Here is a 19,152-nt window from a genome sequence, read left to right as displayed (position 1 = left end):
ATCGGGAAATTCCACGGCGTGATGATGCCGACGACGCCGACCGGCTCGCGGGTGATCTCGACGCCGATATCAGGGCGCACCGAGGGGATGATTTCGCCGGCCAACCGCAGCGCCTCACCGGCGAAGAAGTCGAAGATCTGGCCGGCACGCACGGTCTCGCCGATGCCTTCTGCCAGCGTCTTGCCCTCCTCGCGCGACAACAGCCGTCCGAGCTCGTCCTTGCGCGCCAGGATCTCGTCGGCGGTCTTTCGAAGGATTGCATGGCGCTCGAGGATGCCGGAGCGTGACCAGGCCGGAAAGGCGGCCTTGGCCGCGGCAATCGCCGCCTTCGCATCCTCGGCCGAGGCGCGGGCATATTCCCCGATCACGTCGTTGGTGTCGGACGGGTTGATATTGCGGACCGCATCGCTGCCGTGGATCCATTCACCATCGATCAGGTTTCTGTATGTCATGTCTATCCTCTGATGAACCTTGGAGATGCGTTTGCTTATCCAATGGCGGCGGGCTCCAACAAAGAGCAATCTTTCGACCCCGCCATTGCCGAAACGGCAAACCTGGTGGGTGTTGCCGTATTGGCAATGCTTAGCGCTAAAAATTATGCTTTATGAGATGGCAAATTCGATCATCATCGCTCCCATAACAAGCAAGGGGAACGATATGTCTCATTTCATGATGAACCGCCGAGGGTTCCTTTCGAATGCGGCCGCTGTGGGCGCGATTGCCGCCGCGCACAGTCTGATCAATGTCTCGGCAGGCCACGCGGCAGATACTGCCACAATCCGCATGCAGCTCGGTTGGCTACCCTCCAACGGACTTCTCGGAGAGCTCGTCGCTCGCAAGAAGGGCTACTATTCCGAAAAGGGAATCGAGCTCGAAATCGTACCCGGCGGACCGAATGTCGATGGTGTCGCCGGCGTCGCCGTTGGTCAGTCGACGATCGGGCAGGTCTCCTCCAGTCCGTCGGTCATGCTGGCCCGGTCGGCTGGCGCGCCGATCAAGGCATTCGCGGCCGGCTACCAGAAGCATCCCTTCGCGTATTTCTCTCGAAAGGCAAATCCCATTGCCAAGCCCGAGGACATGATCGGCAAGACGATCGCTGCCATCCCCACGTCGGTCATCCTTCTGCGCGCGCTTCTCGCCAAGAACGGGATCTCGGAAGATCAGGTCAAGATCGTCAACATGGGGTCGGACATGAACCAGCTGGTGACCGGTCAGGCCGATGCGGTCTGCGGCTGGCTTACCAACGTCAACGCCCTGAAGGTTCTGGGGGACGACCGCGTCGACCTGACCCTCTGGGACGGCGGCATCCGGCTCTATGCCAATGTCTACTACACGACCGACGATCAGCTGGAAAATCACGCCGACCATCTTTCGGCATTCGTCGCAGGCTCGGCGCGCGGGTGGGGTTATGCGCGCGACAACAAGGAAGAGGCCGTCGATATCCTGCTCGAATCCTATCCGAACCTTGACAAGGCAAGCGAGCTTGAGGCCATCGGGCCGTTGATGAAGTTCGTGTTCAACGACGCCACCGCCGCGGTGGGTTGGGGTGGCATGGACCGCACGAACTGGGAGGAGCAGATCAAGACCTATGCGGACCTCGGCCAGTTCCAAGGGGCCGTGCCGAAGGCGGAGGACGTCTACACGATGGCAATCCTCGATGCCACGGCCGACATCCGCAAGAGCGTAGGATAAGGCGATGTTGGAAACGCTCAACAGACCCAAGCAGGCACCGATCGACAACACCGGTGCCTCGGCGGTATCGGTGAAGAACCTTCACATTCGCTTCGGTGCGGATGATTCCAGCTTCACGGCCCTGTCCGACGTTTCGGTCGAGATACCGGCCGGCTCGCTCGTGACCATGCTCGGCCCTTCGGGCTGCGGCAAGTCGACGTTGCTGCGGACGGTCGCAGACCTGGTGCACATCAGCGATGGCTCGGTGTCCGTACACGACAAGACGCCGCGCAAGGCGCGTGAGGGCCGCGATTTCGCCTTCGTCTTCCAGGAGGCGACGTTGCTGCCGTGGCGCAATGTCATCGACAACGTGCGCCTCCCGCTGCAGGTGGGAAAACGAGAGGCGGGAGTGACCTACGCCGACCCGGAGGCCTTGCTGGCTCTCGTCGGATTGAAGGGGCGCGAAAAGGCGCTGCCGCACGAATTGTCCGGTGGCCAGCGCCAACGCGTGGCAATTGCCCGCGCACTCGTAACCCGCCCGCGTATCCTGTTGATGGATGAGCCCTTCGGCGCGCTCGACGAGATCACGCGCGACAAACTGAACGAGGAATTGCTGCGCCTCTGGCAGGAAACAGGGACCACCATTCTGTTCGTCACGCATTCGATCCCGGAGGCCGTCTTTCTCGGTCAATACGTGCTGATGCTCGCGGCCCATCCCGGCCGCGTCAAGGAGTTCAGGAAGGTCGACCTGCCATATCCGCGATCCCTCGCGATGCGTGACACGGTCGAGTTCATCCAGGTTACCGCCCACCTGCGCACACTTTTGGGAGAATGTTGATGGCAAATGCCCTTCCTTCGCAAGCGGAAGGCCGCGCTTTGACGGACGGCAACAGGTTCAGGATGCTAGATGCCGCCGCCGCCGCTACCCTGAGACACCTGCCGGCAACACTCGCGATCCTCGGCTGCATCCTCCTTTGGCAACTCGTCGTCTGGGGCTTCTCGGTGCCAACGTTCATGGCGCCCGGTCCGGTCGACGTGATCAAGGCCTTCGGCGAAAATGGCGGCATCCTGTGGACGAACTTCTGGCCGACGCTCATGGAAGCGTTTCTCGGTTTCGTGTTCGGCAACGTCATTGCCGTCCTCTTGGCGGTCTGGTTCGTCTACAGCCCGCTTGCCGAGCGGGCGTTCTATCCGATCGCCGTGATCATCAAGTCGATCCCGATCATCGCGCTTGCGCCGATCCTGGTGCTGCTCGTGGGCAACGGCATCGCGCCGAAGATCATCATCGCCGGCCTGATCTGCTTCTTCCCGACGCTCGTCAACATGGTCCAAGGACTGAAGTCGGCGAGCCCCGCAATGATCGATCTCATGCGCGTCCTGTCCGCCAGCAACTCCGAGATTTTCTGGAAGGTCCGCCTTCCCAGCTCGCTGCCTTTCCTTTTCGCCGCACTGAAGATCGCGGCAACCAGCAGCGTCATGGGCGCTATCGTCGCGGAATGGATCGGATCCAGCTACGGCCTTGGCGCCCTGATCATCGAGGCGACCTATAATTTCCGATCGCCGCTGCTCTATGCGACCGTCGTGATCGCCGCCTCGCTCGCCGTGGTTCTCTTCTTCGCCGTTTCGTTCGCGGAATCGAAGATCGTCCGCTGGAAGCCGACGACGGACCACTAACCCCAAGACACCCGCAGCCGGACCTATCCAGGTCCGGCCACCCAACGAAGTCACTGGCTGTGAACTCTTTCACATCTCGCCGGACACTTTCCCTATGGAGGAACGACAATGGAAACAATCAGGGAGCCTTTGCGTAACGCCAAGATCGTCGATCGCTCGGACGTGGTCGTCGTCGGCGGCGGCCCGGCAGGCATCTCCGCGGCCGTGTCGGCGGCGCGCACCGGAGCCAGCGTCACTCTGCTCGAGCGCTATCCCTATGTGGGCGGCCTTGCCTCGGGCGGTATGGTCCTGGTGCTCGACGACATGGTCAACAACGTCGAAATCACCGTGCGCGGCATCTGCATGGAGATGATCGAACGGATGAAGACGCTGGGCCTCTGCGTCACGCCGACGGATGGCGACCGCCAGCTCGATCTCCGCGATACGCCGGAAGCGTGGCGTCGGTGGGCGCGCTGGGGGTTGTTCGATTTCCACACGCCGTCTGCGCCGCATCCGATCTGCTACGCGGCCGCATTCGATCCGGACGCCTTCAAGCGCGTCGCCTACGACATCCTGCGCGAATCCGGCGTGAAGCTCAGGACACACAGCTGGTTTTCGTCGGCGATCGTCGAGAACAACACGATCAAGGGCGTAGTCTGCCAAACCAAGGCAGGGCGCGAGGCCATCATGGGCGATGTGGTCATCGATGCGTCGGGCGACCTCGATGTTGCCGCCGACGCCGGCGCCCAGCATACCGACGGCAACTTCATCCTGACGACGGTTTCCCGCTGGGGCGGTATCGACACCGAGGCAGCCGAGCGTTTCGAGTCCGAGGAACCGGAACGGTTCAAGCTGCTCGATCACGAAGCCAAGCGCCTGATCGGCGGTTGCTGGTCGTTCTGGTGGCTGAAGACGCCGCTGCCCGGCGTCATCTGGCTGAACTGCCCACATATGCCGAAGCTTTCCGGTCTGCGCGTCGAAGACCTGACCTATGCCGAACTTGAGGGCCGCAGCCGCATCGCCCGCCTGCTCGATTTCGCCCGGGCGAACCTGCCGGGCTTCGAAAATGCCTATGTCCTCGATTTTGCGCCGCAGACGGGCGTGCGCCAGTCGCGCCTGCTTCAGGGTGAGTATGTCGTCACCAAGGACGATGTGATGACCCGCCGCCACTTCTCTGACACGGTCTGCCGCGGTCGTGACTACTACACGCCTTACCGGGCGATGCTGCCCAAGGAAGTCGACCAGCTGATCGTCGCAGGCAGGCACTATTCCGCGACGATCCAGGCGCAGAAGTCGAGCCGCGAGATCCCGCCGTGCATGGCGATGGGCGAGGCGGCAGGTGTTGCTGCAACCGTCGCTCTCAACGCGGGCGTGAAGGTGCGAGACGCCGATGTCAGGGCGATCCAGAAGCAGCTCCGAGCCCAGGGCGCCGATCCAGGCGACGTTCCATCCGAAAATGCAACCTATCTGGAGGCCGCAGAATGACATCGCTTCCCCTCGACGGTATCCGCGTCGTCGATTTCACCCAGGTCATGCTTGGTCCTTGCTGCACGCAAATGCTGGCCGACTATGGCGCAGAGGTCATCAAGGTCGAAAAGGCCAAGATCGGCGATCTCTCTCGCTGGTCGCTGGGGTCGGATCCGGACGGCCTCAACAATCCGGTCTTCTCGTCGCTCAACCGCAATAAGAAGAGCCTGGCCCTCGACCTCAAGCAGGACGAGGCGCGTGCCGCCGTGCGCGCACTGATCGAAACGGCCGACGTGGTCGTCAACAATTTTCGGCCGGATGTCATGGAACGCATGGGCTTTGGCTATGAGGAGCTCAAGAAGACCAATCCGCGGCTCATCTATGCCGTCGGCACCGGCTTCGGCCTGGAGGGACCCTATCGGCACAAGGGCGGGCAGGATATTCTCGCGCAGGCGCTTTCGGGCGTCATGCGGCGCAAGTCGGATGCGAGCCACCCGCTGTCGATCTATGCGACACCGCTTGCCGATTATTCCGCCGGCATGCACCTCGTGCAAGCCATCCTGCTGGCGCTGCTGCACCGTGACAAGACCGGTGAGGGCCAGCAGGTCTCGGTCAGCCTCTACAGCTCCATGCTCGCCATGCAGATGCAGGAAGGCACCACGCATATGATGCGGGAGAAGGACCTGAACTGGGGCGCTTTCCCGCTGACCGGCGTTTTCGAAACCACGGACGGCGCCATCGTCATGGTTGGTGCGTTCAAGCCAAATCCGTTGCGGGATATCTGCACCGCTCTGGAGATCGAGGACCTGTCCCTGCAGCCGCAATTTGCGGACTTCGATGAGCAGATGAAGCGCCGCCCGCAATTGCAGCAGGTGTTTCGCGAGACGTTTGCGAGGAACAGCAGCGCGCATTGGCTTGCCCGCCTGGAGCAGGTGGACATCCTCTGCGCGCCGGTGCGCTCGCTTCCCGAAGCCCTTAACGACGAGCAGACGACGATCAATGGCATGATCCTGGATGCCGGCGAAACCAAAGCCGGTCCGGTCCGGCTGATCGGTTCGCCGATCGACATGTCGGCGGCGACTGTGACGGTGCGCATCGCCCCGCCGAAGCTCGGTGAGCACAACGACGAGATCCTCTCGGCGATTGCTGTGCGTCAGGGAGATGCGGCATGAGCGTCGAGTTTGTCGTAGAGGGCCGCGTTGCCACCGTCACGCTCTGCCGTCCGGAGCGAATGAATGCGGTGGACGCGGCGACCGAACGCGAACTGGAGGCGATCTGGCAAGAGGTCGAATCTCGCGACGACATAAGCTGTGTCGTGCTGACGGGTGCCGGCGAACGGGCATTCTGCGCCGGGGCCGACCTGAAGGGGGCCGAAACGACGGGCCTCGAATACTGGACCGAAAGCCGACCGAACGGTTTTGGAGGGCTGGCTTTTCGCCGCTCGCTGGATGTTCCCGTCATCGCCAGGGTCAACGGCTATGCGCTCGGCGGCGGGTTTGAAATGGTTCTCGGCTGCGATATCGTCATCGCCTCGACGACGTCGGCCTTCGGTCTGCCGGAGGCTCGTGTCGGGCGCCTGCCGCTCGATGGCGGCATGGTCCTGCTGCAGCGCCGGATCCCGCACAATCTCGCAATGGGCGTGCTTTTGACCGGTCGTCAGTTCTCTGCCGTAGAGATGCAAGGTTTCGGCATCGTCAACGAGGTGGCCGAACCGCAGGAGCTCGATGCGGCTGTTGCGCGCTGGACCGATGAAATCGTCGCCTGTGCGCCGCTTTCGCTCCGCGCGATCAAACAGACCGTCAATCGGACCGGTCATCTTTCGCCGGCCGAGGCCCAGGGCTTGCGGACGCCCGCGCTCGTAAAGGCGCTCAAGAGTGAGGACGCCCTGGAAGGTGTCACCGCCTTCCAGGAGAAGCGCGCGCCCGTTTGGAGGGGACGGTGAGCGTGCTATAAGGCGGGCCCCAGGGGAGGGAAGGTTCCAATTGAATGCACGCCAGCATCCTGAAATACTTCGTCTCGGTCGCGCGGTCCGGATCCATTCGCAAGGCTTCCGAGGAGCTTCATGTGGCTTCCTCGGCGGTCAGTCGGCAAATCAAGAAGCTGGAGGACGAGCTTGGGATTGCGCTGTTCGAGCGGCTCTCGAATGGGCTGAGGCTGACTGTCGCCGGGGAGAACGTGCTGCGCCACGCCCGCGCTACGCTGGAGAATTTCGACCTTCTGCGCAGTGACCTCGGCGCCTTGCAGGGAAAAAAGACCGGCCGCGTCCAGATGTCCTGTCTCGACAGTCTGGCCATCCAGTTCCTGCCGGATATGGTCAACGCGTTCCACAGCGTTCACCCCGGGGTCAGCTTCCATATCCACACAGCCGGTCACGGCAACATCAGCAGCCTGGTCGCCGAAGGCGACGTCGACATGGGCCTGACCTTCGATCTGGCCCGGCCCGACGACACCGAGATGCTCTTTCGTGTGCCGATGCCGCTGATGGCTTTCGTCGGGCGTGGGCATCCGCTGGCCAAGCAGCGGCAGGTTTCGCTCGCCGAGTGCGCCCAGTACGACCTTCTCCTGCAACTCGACACGCAACCGATCCGTTCGCTCATCGAAATCGAGCTCTCCGTCTTTGAGCGGACCGGACGGCCCTTTGTGCTCTCGAACAGCCAGATGATGCTCAAGCCGTTCATCATCTCCGGTCAGGGCGTGGCCTTCTTCACGCCGATCGGTTTCCTGGCGGAGATCAATTCGGGCGATGTCGTCGCCATACCGCTTTCCGGCTCGCGCCTTCAGAACCTGCACGTTGGAATTCTCGTGCAGCGGCGCCGGCAGCGCACACACGCGGCCGAGGCCGTCATCGAGTTCGTCGGCGCGGAACTGTTGAGGTTCAGCGACCAGATCATGGAGGCTATCCGCACGTGAGCGCAGGACCAATCCCGGGACGACTTCTCTTGCGCCCTGGTCATGAAGTCGCACGACGCGAGCCGGACCTCCTGCGTCACTTGCCTGACGGCATTTCCCCGGCAACGATCCCGGCCAATGCTCTCCTCATGCCACCGCCCGTCAACGCGCATGACCACGGCTATGGCATTCGCACGCTCGATTTCGGCAACATCGACGATGCCCTGGAGACGTGGATCCCGGGCCTCCGGCTCAGGCCGCGGACTGACCCCTACCTCGAAGCGCTCGTAGCATTTTCTCGGCTGGCGCAAACGGGCGTCGGTGCGACGATGCATTGCCACAACTCTCTGAACATCGACCGGCTGGTGGACGAGGCTGGCGCCGTGATGCGAGCCGCGGATGAGCTAGGCATCAGGCTCGCGCTCTCCTGCCCACTGCTTGATTTCGACCCGTGGGCCTATGATGGCGGGCCGGGGCGATTGCGCCCGTTCCTCGATCCGGCAGACTGGAAGGAAATCAGCGCCTCGATCCCGAAATACGCACCGCCCATGGTCCAGATTTCGGCAGTCGACGCTGTCGCTGCCGGCAACACCAGCCCGTTGATCGATGTTCAGTACGGCCCGATCGGGCCGCAGTGGTGCTCCAATGCGCTGCTCGAAGGCATCGCCGAGGCATCTGCAGCAACGGGCCGGCGCATTCACATGCATCTCCTCGAAAGTCCGCGGCAGCGGTGCTGGCTGGACCGGCGCTTCCCTCAGGGTGTCGTGCGATATCTGGACGATATCGGTTTCCTCTCGCCGCGCCTCGCGGTTGCCCATGGCGTTCAGTTGCGCCAGGACGAACTCGAGCTGCTGGCCGCGCGTGGGGTGCAGCTCGTTTCCAACCCGTCGGCCAATTTACGCCTGCGTTCAGGCGTGGCACCCGTCGCCGCCATGCCGGCGAATGGACCCGCTTTCGCTTTCGGCCTGGATGGGACAGGGTTCGATGATGATCAGGATCTGTGGCGGGAACTGCGCCTGGCCCATCTGTTGCATGGCGGCCGCGACATGACGCGGACCTTCACGGCCGGGCGGGTCTTCGATGCAGCGATCCATGTCGGCGCCAAAGTCCTGAATGCGCCGGTGAACGAAGACCTCGTGCTCGTGGATTACGCCGCATTAATTGCCGACAGCCTGACGGGCGATCTGGATGAGGCTGAGATTCTGCTCGTCCGGATGACGGCGGCCCATGCAAAGGGCCTTTACGTCGGCGGACGGGAGATCATGCGCGATGGAAGACTGACCCGTGTCGACTACGAAGGCGTTCGGGCCGAACTCCTGAAGCAGGCGCGCGCTGATCTACCTCGGTTGGCCGGCGAGCGCGCGCGGGTGATCAAGCTCGCCGCGGCGACGCGCGCCTATTATTCCGGCTGGTAAGCACGCGCGGCGATCAGGTCAAGCGTCTCCCGATGCGCGTCGCTAAGGGTAGGCTGCGGCGGGGCGGCATTGTACCAGACTGGATTTCCTGACCTCTTGGCGACCAGGTATTTGACGGCCGGGATAAGCGGGTTGGCGGCAATCAACTGCCGTAACCGAAGCACGCGATCCTGCAAGGGGGTATCGTCCTGGCTCTTCCAGAGCTTGGCCGACAGGGCCGGGGCGATATTGATCGTCGCAGAAATCGTGCCGGCGTAGTTGTCGGCGCCCGCATCGGCGAGTGTGGCCTCATTGCTCGGGAAGACGGCGAAGTTCGGGATCCTCGACAACTGGCGCGCATAGTCGAGATCGCCCGAACTGTCCTTGGCCCCCTTGATGCGATCCGGAAATGCTTCGGCGAGCCTTGCGGCGAAGGCCGGACTGTAGGTGATGCCGGTCATCTGCGGAAAGTTGTACAGATACATCGGAATCGGGTTTTTGGCGGTGCCGCGAATGAGCCGGGCAAACCAGGCGAAGAGCCCGTCGTCGGGGGCGGGCTTGTAGTAGTAAGGCGGCAAGACCAGCACTGCCGCATAGCCGAGGCGGCCGGCAAGGCTCGTCAGGGCGATCGTCGTCTCGAGATCAGGCGTTCCGGTTCCGACCATCAGCCTTTTGGTATCCAGCGCCTCGGCTACAGCGACCATGACAGCGCTGCGCTGTTCGAAAGACAGCGAATTCGCTTCGCCTGTCGTGCCGAGCACATTCAGGCCATCACAGCCATTGTTCAGGCACCAGCTGGCATGTTCGACAAAGGCTTCGGTATCGATCCGGCCTTCATCGTCGAACGGCGTCGGCACGGCGGCAACGACGCCACGGAATTCTGTCACAGACATGTCTCGTTCCTGTTGCTGAAGTGTTGTCATGGTGACGTTGCTACCCTCTCGAAGCCGGCAACGAACGGGTGGTCCAGCGCCGTCGAGCACTCCTTGCTCCACCCGCCCGGCGATCCCAATCCGGTCACGTCGGAGTCGAAGAACTCCTTGTTGACTGCGATGAAGTGGCGCTGGCTCTCCGGGATCTCGTGATCCCAGACAATGGCGTCGACAGGACAGATCGACAGACAGAGCCCACAATTTATGCATTCTTCGGGGTGAATGTAGAAGGTACGGCCACCTTCGTAGATGCAGTCCACGGGGCAGGCCGCGGTACAGTCGCCGTCCTTCACGTCGATGCAGGGCTCTGTAATGACATAGGCCATCTTGCTTGCCTCTAAGGAGTTGCTTGCAACACCAATGTTTCAGAGTTTCTTCCGGCGAAGAAGCATAGATATTCGCCGTGACGGTTGCCAAAAAGGCAACATCTGGACGCTGCAAGCTTTTGGCCGCAATCAGCTCAAGATTTGGTATGGGGGTGATTTTTTGGACGCATTTGCTTGCGCCACTGTTGTGCCGCGTTGCGACGACCGACGATGATATCGCGAATGGCGCGTTAGGAGACGAGATCGTCGAAGTCCCTGGCTCCGCGCATCAGGTTGCGGAAATCGGCCGCCGGCGTTCCTGGTCCGCATCGGCCGCAAGTATCCCGATCGAGCTCGACGCGGCAGGGGAACATCGCGGTTCACCCTTGGACATCAACCCTGGAGTCCAGCTTATGGATGTGGATCTGGGAAGCCGTGCCTTTCGGACAGGGCGGCAAGGATTTTGTCTTTTTCGGAAATGAACGCTCTTCCTTGAAAAACATCAGTTTGATGCTTCGATGTTTCGCCGTCCGCCAGCACAAGCAGCGGCAGGGACTGACTCATGTCTCCTACTAGAGCAATGACGGGCGATCGCGGACGAGCACGCAATCCGTTCAACATCAATCTTTCGCGCAAGAATTGAGTGCGACCTCCGCGAAGGCATAGTCCGAAGTTACGATGTTTGCAGGCACGGAAACGTCGTGCTGCACCGATCCCTATCGACATCCACAAGTCGATCACATCCCAGTGCTGACATGCGCCGAAGGGCGCTTTAAAATTACCAGGCGCACGGGAACGGCTTGACCAGGCACGGGGCTGCGGAGGATGGTTACGTCTCCACGCCCGGGAACTGCAACAATCCCCTGTCTCTATTGGAGAAGCCGGTTGAACAGATTTCCAAACGTCCCCGCGTCCTGATCGGGCTGCTCCGCTCCGGGGACCGGTTGCCTGGCCGCGGGTTCGAGAGTAGCGGGGTCTTCGTCAGCTTGGACGTCCGGCGGCGCCTCGCCGCTCTGCGCCACATTGCCGTCAATGATCTCCTCGATGGAAGGTTGGTTTTGCTTGCCTTTGAGGGAATTGTCGATGGCGCCGCCGACGATGTCGCGCAAGGATCCTCCAGTCGCTTTGTCGGAGAGCAGGTCATCGATCCGCAGCGTGTCGGTCGGCAATCCGAACTTCTTCAGTGTCGCCAAGGCAGCGGTGGGGTTCTTCAAAAGTCCCGACAGATCGGGATATATGCGAGGACGGGCAAAGGGCCCCTCGATCAGGACCGGAACTCCGATTCCGTCAGTTGAGATCTCGGCGCCCTGTCCATCCAGCGATGCGACCACCCGCGGATCGAGCCGAAACTTCATCTGTCCGTCCGCAAGATTTGCCTCCCCGGTCCCGTTCATGCGCACGAGCGGGCCGATTAGCTTGATGTCCTCGGTTCGCGCAACGCCGCTATCAACGGCAAACGAGGCACTGAGTTCAGTGAACCCTGTCGCTTGGCTTTCATTCTGCTTGAAGCCCGACGACATCAGGCCAACGAGGTTGTTATAGGCGTCGGCGATATCGATGCCGCGGATGGCGCCATCGGAAAACCGGACATCCGCGCTGCCTTGAAGCGATTGTTTGAGTGTGCCAGTCGTGCTGCCAGCTCCCGTTAAGTCGAGCTTGGCCTGCAGCGCGCCTTCAAGATGTTTGAAGCCTGCCATGTCGGTCAGAAGCGGCGCCGCCGAAGCGCCCGTGATTGAGGCGTTTAAAGCAATCGACGGTTCTGACCCGGAGCCGTCGGCCCTCAGGCTTGCGGTAATATGGCCGCCATAGAACGGGCTTTCAGGAAGGCTGAGACTTGCGACTCCATCGGCAACGGTAAGAGTGGTTGCCACCGGCCCTGCAAATACGTTGCCGTATCCAAGTTTATCGGCGTTGACATTAATGGATGCATCGATCAATCGAAGCGAGGAGAAATCCAACGGAGCATCGGGCGCAGGGTCAGCTCCCTGCGCCTTCGATTGAGGTGCACTCGAGCGCGCGCCGGCGAGACGCGCAAAATCTAGCTGTGCGAACTTGAGGGCACTGGATATCTTCAATGGTGTCGTGAATTGGACAGATCCACTCCCGGTCCCCTCGACACCATTGACCGACAAAGTGGCACTTTCGAACTGAACGCTCGCCGGGCTCGCGCTGACATCACCGTTGAACGCAAATAGGTCGATGTTGTGCGGGCCGCTCTGTCCAAGCCAGCCAAGGAACCCGCGAACGTCCGCTGTCGAAAAAATCAGCTTGCCGGCATAGCCGTTCGGAATGGCCGCTTTGCCATCAAGCGAAAGAGCCGCTCCCGGCATACGCATGTCAAGCTTCAGGGGTATACCCCCCGAGTTGAGGTCCCCGGCCAAGAGACTGCCTAACGGTAGCTGCAAGTCGACTTCGGCAGGTTTCCCGCGCCAGGCCAGGCTGCCCGACAGACGCCCCGGTTTTGCAAAGTCATCGATCCTGAGCGCCAGCTTCTTAATCTTGACTTCGCTCAACGAGGGATCGGCGACGCCCGGCGCGATGAAGGTGGCGCTGTGCAGGCCTAGGCTGCCGGTCATGTTGATTGTTTTTCTCAGGGCATCCCCCGAGAGGCCGCGAAACGCGAACCGGGTATCGATCGTGACAGACCCGGTCAAAGGAACGGATTGCCCGATCAGATTTGCCACTTTGGCGACATCGAGCCCGCTGCTGGATATGCGGCCCTTGAAGGTCGGCTCAACCTCGCGAATATCGACAGAGATATTTGCCGCAACGCTGCCGGCATCGATGCCGAGATGTTCTATCCTTGCCGTAACCAGCCCGTCCTTAAGCGTTGCCGCCAAGGCAACGTCTGATGCCGAGATGTCACCAAGGACAAGATCCCTGATGTTCACGCCGATATCGGCATCGAACCCGGTCAGAAGCTGCAAACCCGTCGAAGCGCCCGACTTCTCCGATTTCGCGTTGGGTTGCGACGAAGCCGAGGTAGTAGCCTCAAGAAATGCGCTCAGGTCCAACCGGTCAGCGTCGATGTCAGCGAGAAACCGCGGGCGATTGCCGGGTATGAAGAGTGCGTCGAGGCCAAGAGCCTCGTCTCCAACAAGCAATTTGCCGCCGCGGATCTGGTAGCTGCCATTGGTGTTGAGGGCGACTTGTCCGGTGGCCTCGAATGCGGAGAGCCCGGGGGCGGGGGCGGGATCCGCCTCGAAGGAAAGGCTCAGGTCAGCTGGCTGTCGTTCAAGCAACGGGCGCACGGAGGAGATCGCGAGCGTCATCTGGTAGCGCCGTTCCTCGATACGGGCGCTCGCCGAAAGGGAAAGTTGATCGTCGACGTCGGGTACTGCGAGTGAAAGGTCGATATCGGTTATGACCTGCTTCGCACCGGCAGTGCTTTGCTGTCTCAAAGTGCCACTGACAACCGAGACCGAGTCGATTGCACTTCGCTCCAGGAAAGTGACAAGCGCGGCAAGCGGATCGCCTGGTTTGGCTCGGCCCAGCTTGCCGCCTTCTGTGGGCGATGCTTTGCCTGTCTTCTCGTGCAATGTGAGGATCGGCTGAACCAGCCTGATCTCCTTGATGTGCAAGCGATCCGACCAGAGGGAGGAGAGTGTCACTGAGCCCGCAACCGCTCCGATTTCGGCTGTGACGCCCGCTTCTTCGCTCGAGAGCACGACAGTTTCGGCAACCACCGCCATATGTGGGAATACGGACAGCCTGACGGGGCCGTTCAAGGCAATTGAGCTGCCTGTTGCAGTCGAGAGCTTTCGGCTGAGTTCGGCGCGCATCCATTCGCTCGAAACGAAGCTGGGCAAGACGAGGATGGAGGCGGCAATGAGCGCACCGAACGCGAGAAAGCCAAGGAAGAATCGCATTATATGTCCCCGTCGCAAATACAACTGATTCGCTATCGTTTTCCGGGGTGAAAAGATTTGCAACTGCCGGTGGACTTGTCCGGCATTCCTAAGAAACACTCAGGCGGGCGTTGACGCGGGCTGTAGTGTGTAGCCAAGCGACCTTGCCCTTCGTTCGAGATTGTTGAGGGCGCGTCGACGGTAACTCTCCTCGTAATAGGAGGCTCCCGGATCACTGTATTCCATCCCGTGCCGCAGCGTGTTGTAGAACAAGACGGCGATTTTGCGGGCGGTTGCGGTGACCGCCTTGGCCTTGCCAACACGTGCGGACCAACGCCGATAGAATGCGCCCAGCGCGGTCTCAGTGCGCCCGACCGCAACCGCGGCAAGCCGCAGTAGCGCCGCGGCCCGGCTGCCAGATCGTCGGGTTCGTGAGGACAACACCTTGCCGCCGGAGATTTTGTTGCTTGGCGAGAGGCATAGCCAGGAGGTGAAGTGCTTGGCATTCGGCCAGGCCGAGAGATCGGTCCCGCACTCTGCGACCAATTTGTCGAAGATCACTTTCTTGGCGTGAAGCTGGTGACCATCATGCCGGGTAACATGAAGCGTAGGCTGCCTGCTGTCGTATCGACATACATGCTCTACGACGCCGTTACGGGCGAGCAATTGGCCCTCATGGACGGAAACACGCTGACGAGCCGGCGCACTGTGGCAACATCGGCGCTTGCGGCCAAATATCTCTCGCGAGAGGACGCCTCATCGCTTGTCATTCTAGGCGCTGGGCGCGTGGGAAGCCTAATCGCGGACGCCTATGTAGCTGTACGACCGGTTCGGCGCATCGTCATCTGGGACATCCATCACGAACAAGCCGATCGTCTCGACTCCTCCCTGCGAGACCGTGGCCTTCCCACTGAATCGACGGCGGACATTAAAACCGCGATCGAAGCCGCTGACATCGTCAGCGCCGCAACGCTTGCAACTGCGCCCGTCATTCGAGGCGAGTGGCTAAAACCTGGCACTCACGTCGATCTCGTCGGGGCCTTTACCCCAGATATGCGAGAGGCAGATGATGAAGTGATGCGTCGCTCGTCTATCTACATCGATACCACGGTCGCGGTTGAGGAAGCAGGAGAACTTATCAAGCCCCTTGCCGCCGGCGTGATTGGACATAACGCCCTCCTGGGGACATTGACAGATCTTTGTCGCAACAACGAGTTCGCACGCACGAACCCGGACCAGATCACCTGTTTCAAGAGTGTGGGCTCCGGGCTTGCCGATCTTGCTGCAGCCCAGCTGGTTTACCAGCTTGCCTAGGCGGCTTCGCTATAGGGCATGCACTTAGTCGCGCGGGCCTGCCCCGATGGAGGGGCATGCCCAAGGAAGCATACGGACATCCGTTAAAACCCGGCAAGCTGTCGACTACCATGCTGCCTCTCCTCAATTCGCGACGAGGTCGCGAACACTTAAAAGTGGCATGCCGGTTTCAGGGCTCGGCGCAAGGTCTCATCGATCACCTCTTTAGCGGCGGTGCTTCTCCAACGACAGCTTGGCCGATTGTCCATCGCTCGAAACTCGCGGCTATCCTAGCTGCTGAGCTATTGCGCATATATTTGTGATCGCTCTAACTCGCGCTGAATACTTTTAAATGCTCAATTCGGATATCTTTGCTCATTTTTATATGCTATTTTCTTCGAAAATGGACATAAATAGATGAACAAAAAACAAGCGGCCCTCGCTCGAAAACAGTTGGAACGACGTCTGGCGCCGGTGCGAGACCTAGAGCTCATTTCGCCGCCACGTGGTTGGATGAAGGCCATCCGCGAGGCCCTCGGCATGACTACNTATTGCGCATATATTTGTGATCGCTCTAACTCAAGCTGAATACTTTTAAATGCTCAATACGGATATCTTTGCTCATTTTTATATGCTATTTTGTTCGAAAATGGACATAAATAGATGAACAAAAAACAAGCGGCCCTCGCTCGAAAACAGTTGGAACGACGTCTGGCGCCGGTGCGAGACCTAGAGCTCATTTCGCCGCCACGTGGTTGGATGAAGGCCATCCGCGAGGCCCTCGGCATGACTACGCGCCAGCTCGCCATGCGCATGGGTGCCGCTCCGTCCCGCATACCGGCGATCGAGAAGGCTGAAGTTTCGGGCTAGGCTTGCAGGATCCCGGCCGTTGGCCGTCGATGCTGATCCTCCGAGACGAGGTTCTTAACCGGTCAAGCCTCAGCGACACATTGCTCGCAACCTCTACACAGGCGCCCAGGAGTTGGCATCCTTGAATCGCGATGTCCGGCATCTCCGCGACGCCATCTATTCACAGATCGGCGGATGGGACGCGCCCGCTTGATCTGTGAAGGCGTCTCGATCCTAAGCTGTTGGCACAGTTCCTCCATCGATGGTGTATTCGGTACCTGTGATCGATTCAGCGCGATCCGATGCCAGGAAAGCAATCAGGTTTGCCACTTCCGTCGGCTTGGCAGGGCGCCCGAGAGGTATGCCGCCCAAACTATCCATGATGATCTTCTTGCCACCCTCAAGATCCGTACCCGCCTTGTCCGCCAAGCGCTGGGCCAAGTGAACGGACGCTTCCGTTTCGATCCAACCCGGAGACACTCGCACGACGCGGACGCCCTTGGGCGATACCTCCTTGGACATGGCCTTGCTATAAGTCGAGAGTGCCGCCTTGGCTGCGGCATAAGCCGTGGTCGCTTCCGGGAGAGGCAGCACTCTTTGGATGGACGTGACATGCACAACCACACCGGTTCCCCGTGCGACCATGTCCGGAACCAGTTCGCGATCGAGTCGAACAGCGGGAAAAAGATTGAGAGACATTTCTTTGTGCCACTCGGCATCAGTTAGCGCCCCAAAGCCACCGCCGGCTGCTGACGAGCCACCCAGCATATGAACGATGATATCGATGTTGCCGAGACGTTGACGCGCAACGTCCGCGACGGCCGCGCACCCCTCTTCAGTCGTGAGATCGGCCTCGACAAACAATTCTTCCGGCAGGTTCTCAGGACGCGCCCGCGCGGTCGTCAACACCTGCGCGCCGAGTTCCCGAAACAGGCTGACGGTCGCAGCCCCGGCCCCCTTGGTTCCAGCAGTAATGAGGGCTCGTTTGCCTCTCAGGTTGAGAAAGTCTGTCATCACGGGATCTCCAGCCTAGCGATCTTGCCGTCCTTGGTGGTGAAGGCATATGAGAGCGTCACCGGACTGCCGGGAAACTGGCCGCTAACTTTGGCTCGGACGAGCACTTTGTTGCCGTCAAGGGTGGATTCCAAAGGTTCAGAAACGTACTGCGTCGCCTTCTTCGCAGCCACCCACCATTCACGGATTGCGACGACGCCTTGATGGCGCGATCCCTCATCTTCCACAACGGCTTCGATCGCAAACGTGTCCGACAGCGCATCCGCATTGCTGCCGCTGTCAGCGTCAAAGTACATGTTCACGATATCAGGCATATCCATTGTGTTTCTCCTCATTGGCTGATCCGATAGTAGCGCTCGACCATTGCGTAGATAAGTGGGATAAGCCGGCATGCGGCAATGAACAGATCGGGACAATGGAACAAGCCAACCTGAAGGAACTTGAAGCGGTCATTGCTATTGCCCGGCGCGGCACATTCCGCGCAGCGGCCATCGATCTCGGCATGTCTACGACAGCGTTGAGCCACACAATAGGCAGGCTTGAGGCGGAGCTTGGGGTGCGATTGTTCAACCGCACCACACGCAGCGTGTCGCTGACGGATGCCGGCAGGCTCTTTGTGCAGCAGGTGGCGCCGTCGCTCCAGGATCTCTATGCCGCTTTGGATTCAGTGCGTGCGCAACGTGAGACACCTTCCGGAACAATACGGATCAACGCGGCGCCGTTCGCGGCGCGCGCAATCATCTCACCGCTCGTGCTTGAGTTCCTGCGCCGCTATCCCGACATGAATGTCGATATTGTAACTGAAGGAAAGATGGTCGATATCGTCAAGGACGGGTTTGATCTGGGAGTCAGGGTTGCGGGCCTCGTTCCCAGCGACATGATTGCCGTTTCGCTCGGCCGGCCCCAGCGACATGCTGTGGTTGGGTCTCCTGAATACTTCGAGAGGCATGGGAAGCCGGTGGTCCCTCCTGATCTTCTCAGCCATCGATGCATTCGCGTTCGCCTGCCCGATGGCTCCCTGTTTCGGTGGCGTTTCGAGAAGGACGGGGAGCAGGTGCAAATCGATGCACGCGGCCCGATATCGCTGGACGAGGCTAGCCTCACAAGAACCGCTGTCCTGGAAAGCGCCGGTATAGGTTACATCTTCGAGCAAGACATTTTCCCGGACATTGAGGCGGGGCGCGTCGTCCGTGTACTGGAAGACTGGACGCCACCATATCCGGGGCTTTGCCTTTACTACCCTGGGCGCCGAAATCTGTCAGCCGGGGTCAGGGCGTTCTTGGAACTTGCGCGTGAGCTCGCGACAGTGAGCTAATTGAACCGCCAGTGGAGAAGCTTGTTTGTCTCTACAACGCTCCAAGCGGACACAGATTTGCAATCCGTGAATGACTGGTTTGCGGCCAGTAGGCGACTGGTGATCTGCGATTCCGGAAGGAACGAGCGGAAAAGCAGACCGTCGGCCTTTAGGATCTCGTTTCAATAGCCTGGACAACCGACGTGGGGCGCAATGCTGCCGTTTGCAGACCTAAGCGTGTCCGTCGCACAATTACCGGCGTCATTCATCATATCAGCTGGCAGCATGCCGACCTGTATTTCCACGAGATCGGCTTCCGCTGGTCACAGCGCATTGTTACGGGCCAGGCAGTGCGGAAAAGCCGAAGTGGCAGGGAACGCATGAAAACCCTGTGTCGCGGGTACCGCGGGCGCTGCAATTGCTGCAAGTCTTTCGCGCCGCTATCGGCCGGCAAATGCGCAGAAGTCCAGATGGTGGGATCATCATCAAATCAGCAGTCGCTGTCTTTGGTTGATAAAGGCCATGTATCGACTGGAATGTGCC

Annotated in this window: 19 protein-coding genes and 3 pseudogenes; 14 read left to right on the top strand and 8 right to left on the bottom strand. The window is 60.4% G+C overall.

The window, feature by feature from the left end:
* A partial coding sequence (locus tag ASD03_RS27045; RefSeq protein ID WP_156408081.1) for an aldehyde dehydrogenase family protein occupies positions 1-452 on the bottom strand: 452 nt, incomplete at its 3' end.
* Between the two features lie 12 nt (positions 453-464).
* Here ASD03_RS27045 and ASD03_RS39375 point away from each other — a divergent pair.
* The 9 genes from ASD03_RS39375 to ASD03_RS27005 all read left to right on the top strand — a co-directional run bounded on the left by ASD03_RS39375 (position 465) and on the right by ASD03_RS27005 (position 9,095).
* Positions 465-608 (top strand): hypothetical protein, encoded by a 144-nt coding sequence (locus tag ASD03_RS39375; RefSeq protein ID WP_156408080.1) that lies wholly within the window; start codon positions 465-467, stop codon positions 606-608.
* A gap of 49 nt (positions 609-657) precedes the next feature.
* The gene (locus tag ASD03_RS27040) at positions 658-1,692 is read left to right on the top strand and encodes an ABC transporter substrate-binding protein (RefSeq protein ID WP_057217596.1); all 1,035 of its coding nucleotides are present in this window, start codon (positions 658-660) and stop codon (positions 1,690-1,692) included.
* A gap of 4 nt (positions 1,693-1,696) precedes the next feature.
* Positions 1,697-2,509: an ABC transporter ATP-binding protein gene (locus ASD03_RS27035; RefSeq protein WP_057217582.1), complete on the top strand. Its 813-nt coding sequence runs from the start codon at positions 1,697-1,699 to the stop codon at positions 2,507-2,509.
* 62 nt (positions 2,510-2,571) lie between these two features.
* Complete coding sequence (locus ASD03_RS27030; RefSeq protein WP_244494241.1) at positions 2,572-3,345, top strand: ABC transporter permease; 774 nt, start codon at positions 2,572-2,574, stop codon at positions 3,343-3,345.
* A gap of 108 nt (positions 3,346-3,453) precedes the next feature.
* Positions 3,454-4,809, top strand: a complete 1,356-nt coding sequence (locus ASD03_RS27025; RefSeq protein ID WP_057217577.1) for an FAD-dependent oxidoreductase — start codon at positions 3,454-3,456, stop codon at positions 4,807-4,809.
* On the top strand, positions 4,806-5,963 hold the full coding sequence (locus ASD03_RS27020; RefSeq protein ID WP_057217575.1) for a CoA transferase: 1,158 nt from the start codon (positions 4,806-4,808) through the stop codon (positions 5,961-5,963). The genes ASD03_RS27025 and ASD03_RS27020 overlap by 4 nt, the downstream gene beginning before the upstream one ends.
* Positions 5,960-6,733 carry an enoyl-CoA hydratase-related protein gene (locus ASD03_RS27015; RefSeq protein WP_057217573.1) on the top strand — a complete coding sequence of 258 codons (774 nt, stop codon included), beginning with the start codon at positions 5,960-5,962 and terminating at the stop codon, positions 6,731-6,733. The genes ASD03_RS27020 and ASD03_RS27015 overlap by 4 nt, the downstream gene beginning before the upstream one ends.
* A 44-nt stretch (positions 6,734-6,777) precedes the next feature.
* Positions 6,778-7,701 carry a LysR family transcriptional regulator gene (locus tag ASD03_RS27010; protein WP_057217570.1) on the top strand — a complete coding sequence of 308 codons (924 nt, stop codon included), beginning with the start codon at positions 6,778-6,780 and terminating at the stop codon, positions 7,699-7,701.
* A gap of 71 nt (positions 7,702-7,772) precedes the next feature.
* A complete protein-coding gene (locus ASD03_RS27005; protein ID WP_348523282.1) occupies positions 7,773-9,095 on the top strand; it encodes an amidohydrolase family protein in 1,323 nt (440 codons plus the stop codon).
* Here ASD03_RS27005 and ASD03_RS27000 read toward each other — a convergent pair.
* Positions 9,080-9,967 carry a dihydrodipicolinate synthase family protein gene (locus tag ASD03_RS27000; RefSeq protein ID WP_057217568.1) on the bottom strand — a complete coding sequence of 296 codons (888 nt, stop codon included), beginning with the start codon at positions 9,965-9,967 and terminating at the stop codon, positions 9,080-9,082. The two genes, ASD03_RS27005 and ASD03_RS27000, sit on opposite strands and share 16 nt — an antisense overlap.
* 26 nt (positions 9,968-9,993) lie before the next feature.
* Positions 9,994-10,332 carry a ferredoxin gene (fdxA, locus tag ASD03_RS26995; RefSeq protein WP_057217566.1) on the bottom strand — a complete coding sequence of 113 codons (339 nt, stop codon included), beginning with the start codon at positions 10,330-10,332 and terminating at the stop codon, positions 9,994-9,996.
* Between the two features lie 77 nt (positions 10,333-10,409).
* On the opposite strand from fdxA, the gene ASD03_RS39765 reads away from it, so the two are divergent.
* Positions 10,410-10,793, top strand: a complete 384-nt coding sequence (locus ASD03_RS39765) for a hypothetical protein (protein WP_162250540.1) — start codon at positions 10,410-10,412, stop codon at positions 10,791-10,793.
* On the opposite strand, the pseudogene ASD03_RS38225 reads toward ASD03_RS39765, so the two are convergent.
* From ASD03_RS38225 to ASD03_RS26985, 3 genes and pseudogenes are all read right to left on the bottom strand, one after another.
* Positions 10,723-10,948: pseudogene (locus tag ASD03_RS38225) on the bottom strand (DUF3088 family protein); the annotation flags it as partial. The gene ASD03_RS39765 and the pseudogene ASD03_RS38225 overlap by 71 nt on opposite strands.
* Positions 10,949-11,180: 232 nt before the next feature.
* The gene (locus ASD03_RS26990; RefSeq protein WP_113568948.1) at positions 11,181-14,180 is read right to left on the bottom strand and encodes an AsmA family protein; all 3,000 of its coding nucleotides are present in this window, start codon (positions 14,178-14,180) and stop codon (positions 11,181-11,183) included.
* A 99-nt stretch (positions 14,181-14,279) separates the two neighbouring features.
* Positions 14,280-14,708, bottom strand: a pseudogene (locus ASD03_RS26985) (transposase); the annotation flags it as partial.
* On the opposite strand from ASD03_RS26985, the gene ASD03_RS26980 reads away from it, so the two are divergent.
* Together ASD03_RS26980 and ASD03_RS26975 are read left to right on the top strand one after the other, a co-directional pair.
* Positions 14,655-15,473, top strand: a complete 819-nt coding sequence (locus ASD03_RS26980; protein WP_082555563.1) for an ornithine cyclodeaminase family protein — start codon at positions 14,655-14,657, stop codon at positions 15,471-15,473. The pseudogene ASD03_RS26985 and the gene ASD03_RS26980 sit on opposite strands and share 54 nt — an antisense overlap.
* 642 nt (positions 15,474-16,115) lie before the next feature.
* Positions 16,116-16,322 carry a hypothetical protein gene (locus ASD03_RS26975; protein ID WP_057217563.1) on the top strand — a complete coding sequence of 69 codons (207 nt, stop codon included), beginning with the start codon at positions 16,116-16,118 and terminating at the stop codon, positions 16,320-16,322.
* Positions 16,323-16,535: 213 nt separating this feature from the next.
* Here ASD03_RS26975 and ASD03_RS26970 read toward each other — a convergent pair whose 3' ends face one another.
* Together ASD03_RS26970 and ASD03_RS26965 are read right to left on the bottom strand one after the other, a co-directional pair.
* Entirely contained in the window at positions 16,536-17,315 is a 780-nt protein-coding gene (locus ASD03_RS26970; protein WP_057207837.1) for an SDR family oxidoreductase, read from the bottom strand.
* A complete protein-coding gene (locus tag ASD03_RS26965; RefSeq protein WP_057217560.1) occupies positions 17,315-17,635 on the bottom strand; it encodes a nuclear transport factor 2 family protein in 321 nt (106 codons plus the stop codon). Before ASD03_RS26965 ends, ASD03_RS26970 begins: the two co-directional genes overlap by 1 nt.
* Before the next feature lie 95 nt (positions 17,636-17,730).
* Here ASD03_RS26965 and ASD03_RS26960 point away from each other — a divergent pair, with 95 nt between their 5' ends.
* On the top strand, positions 17,731-18,630 hold the full coding sequence (locus ASD03_RS26960) for a LysR family transcriptional regulator (RefSeq protein ID WP_057217558.1): 900 nt from the start codon (positions 17,731-17,733) through the stop codon (positions 18,628-18,630).
* 215 nt (positions 18,631-18,845) lie between these two features.
* Positions 18,846-19,123: pseudogene (locus ASD03_RS38220) on the top strand (IS1595 family transposase); the annotation flags it as partial.
* Positions 19,124-19,152 lie beyond the last annotated feature (29 nt).

This window comes from Ensifer sp. Root127 (genome assembly GCF_001425225.1).
Lineage (GTDB): Bacteria > Pseudomonadota > Alphaproteobacteria > Rhizobiales > Rhizobiaceae > Ensifer > Ensifer canadensis.
This window is presented reverse-complemented; position numbering and strand designations above follow the sequence as displayed.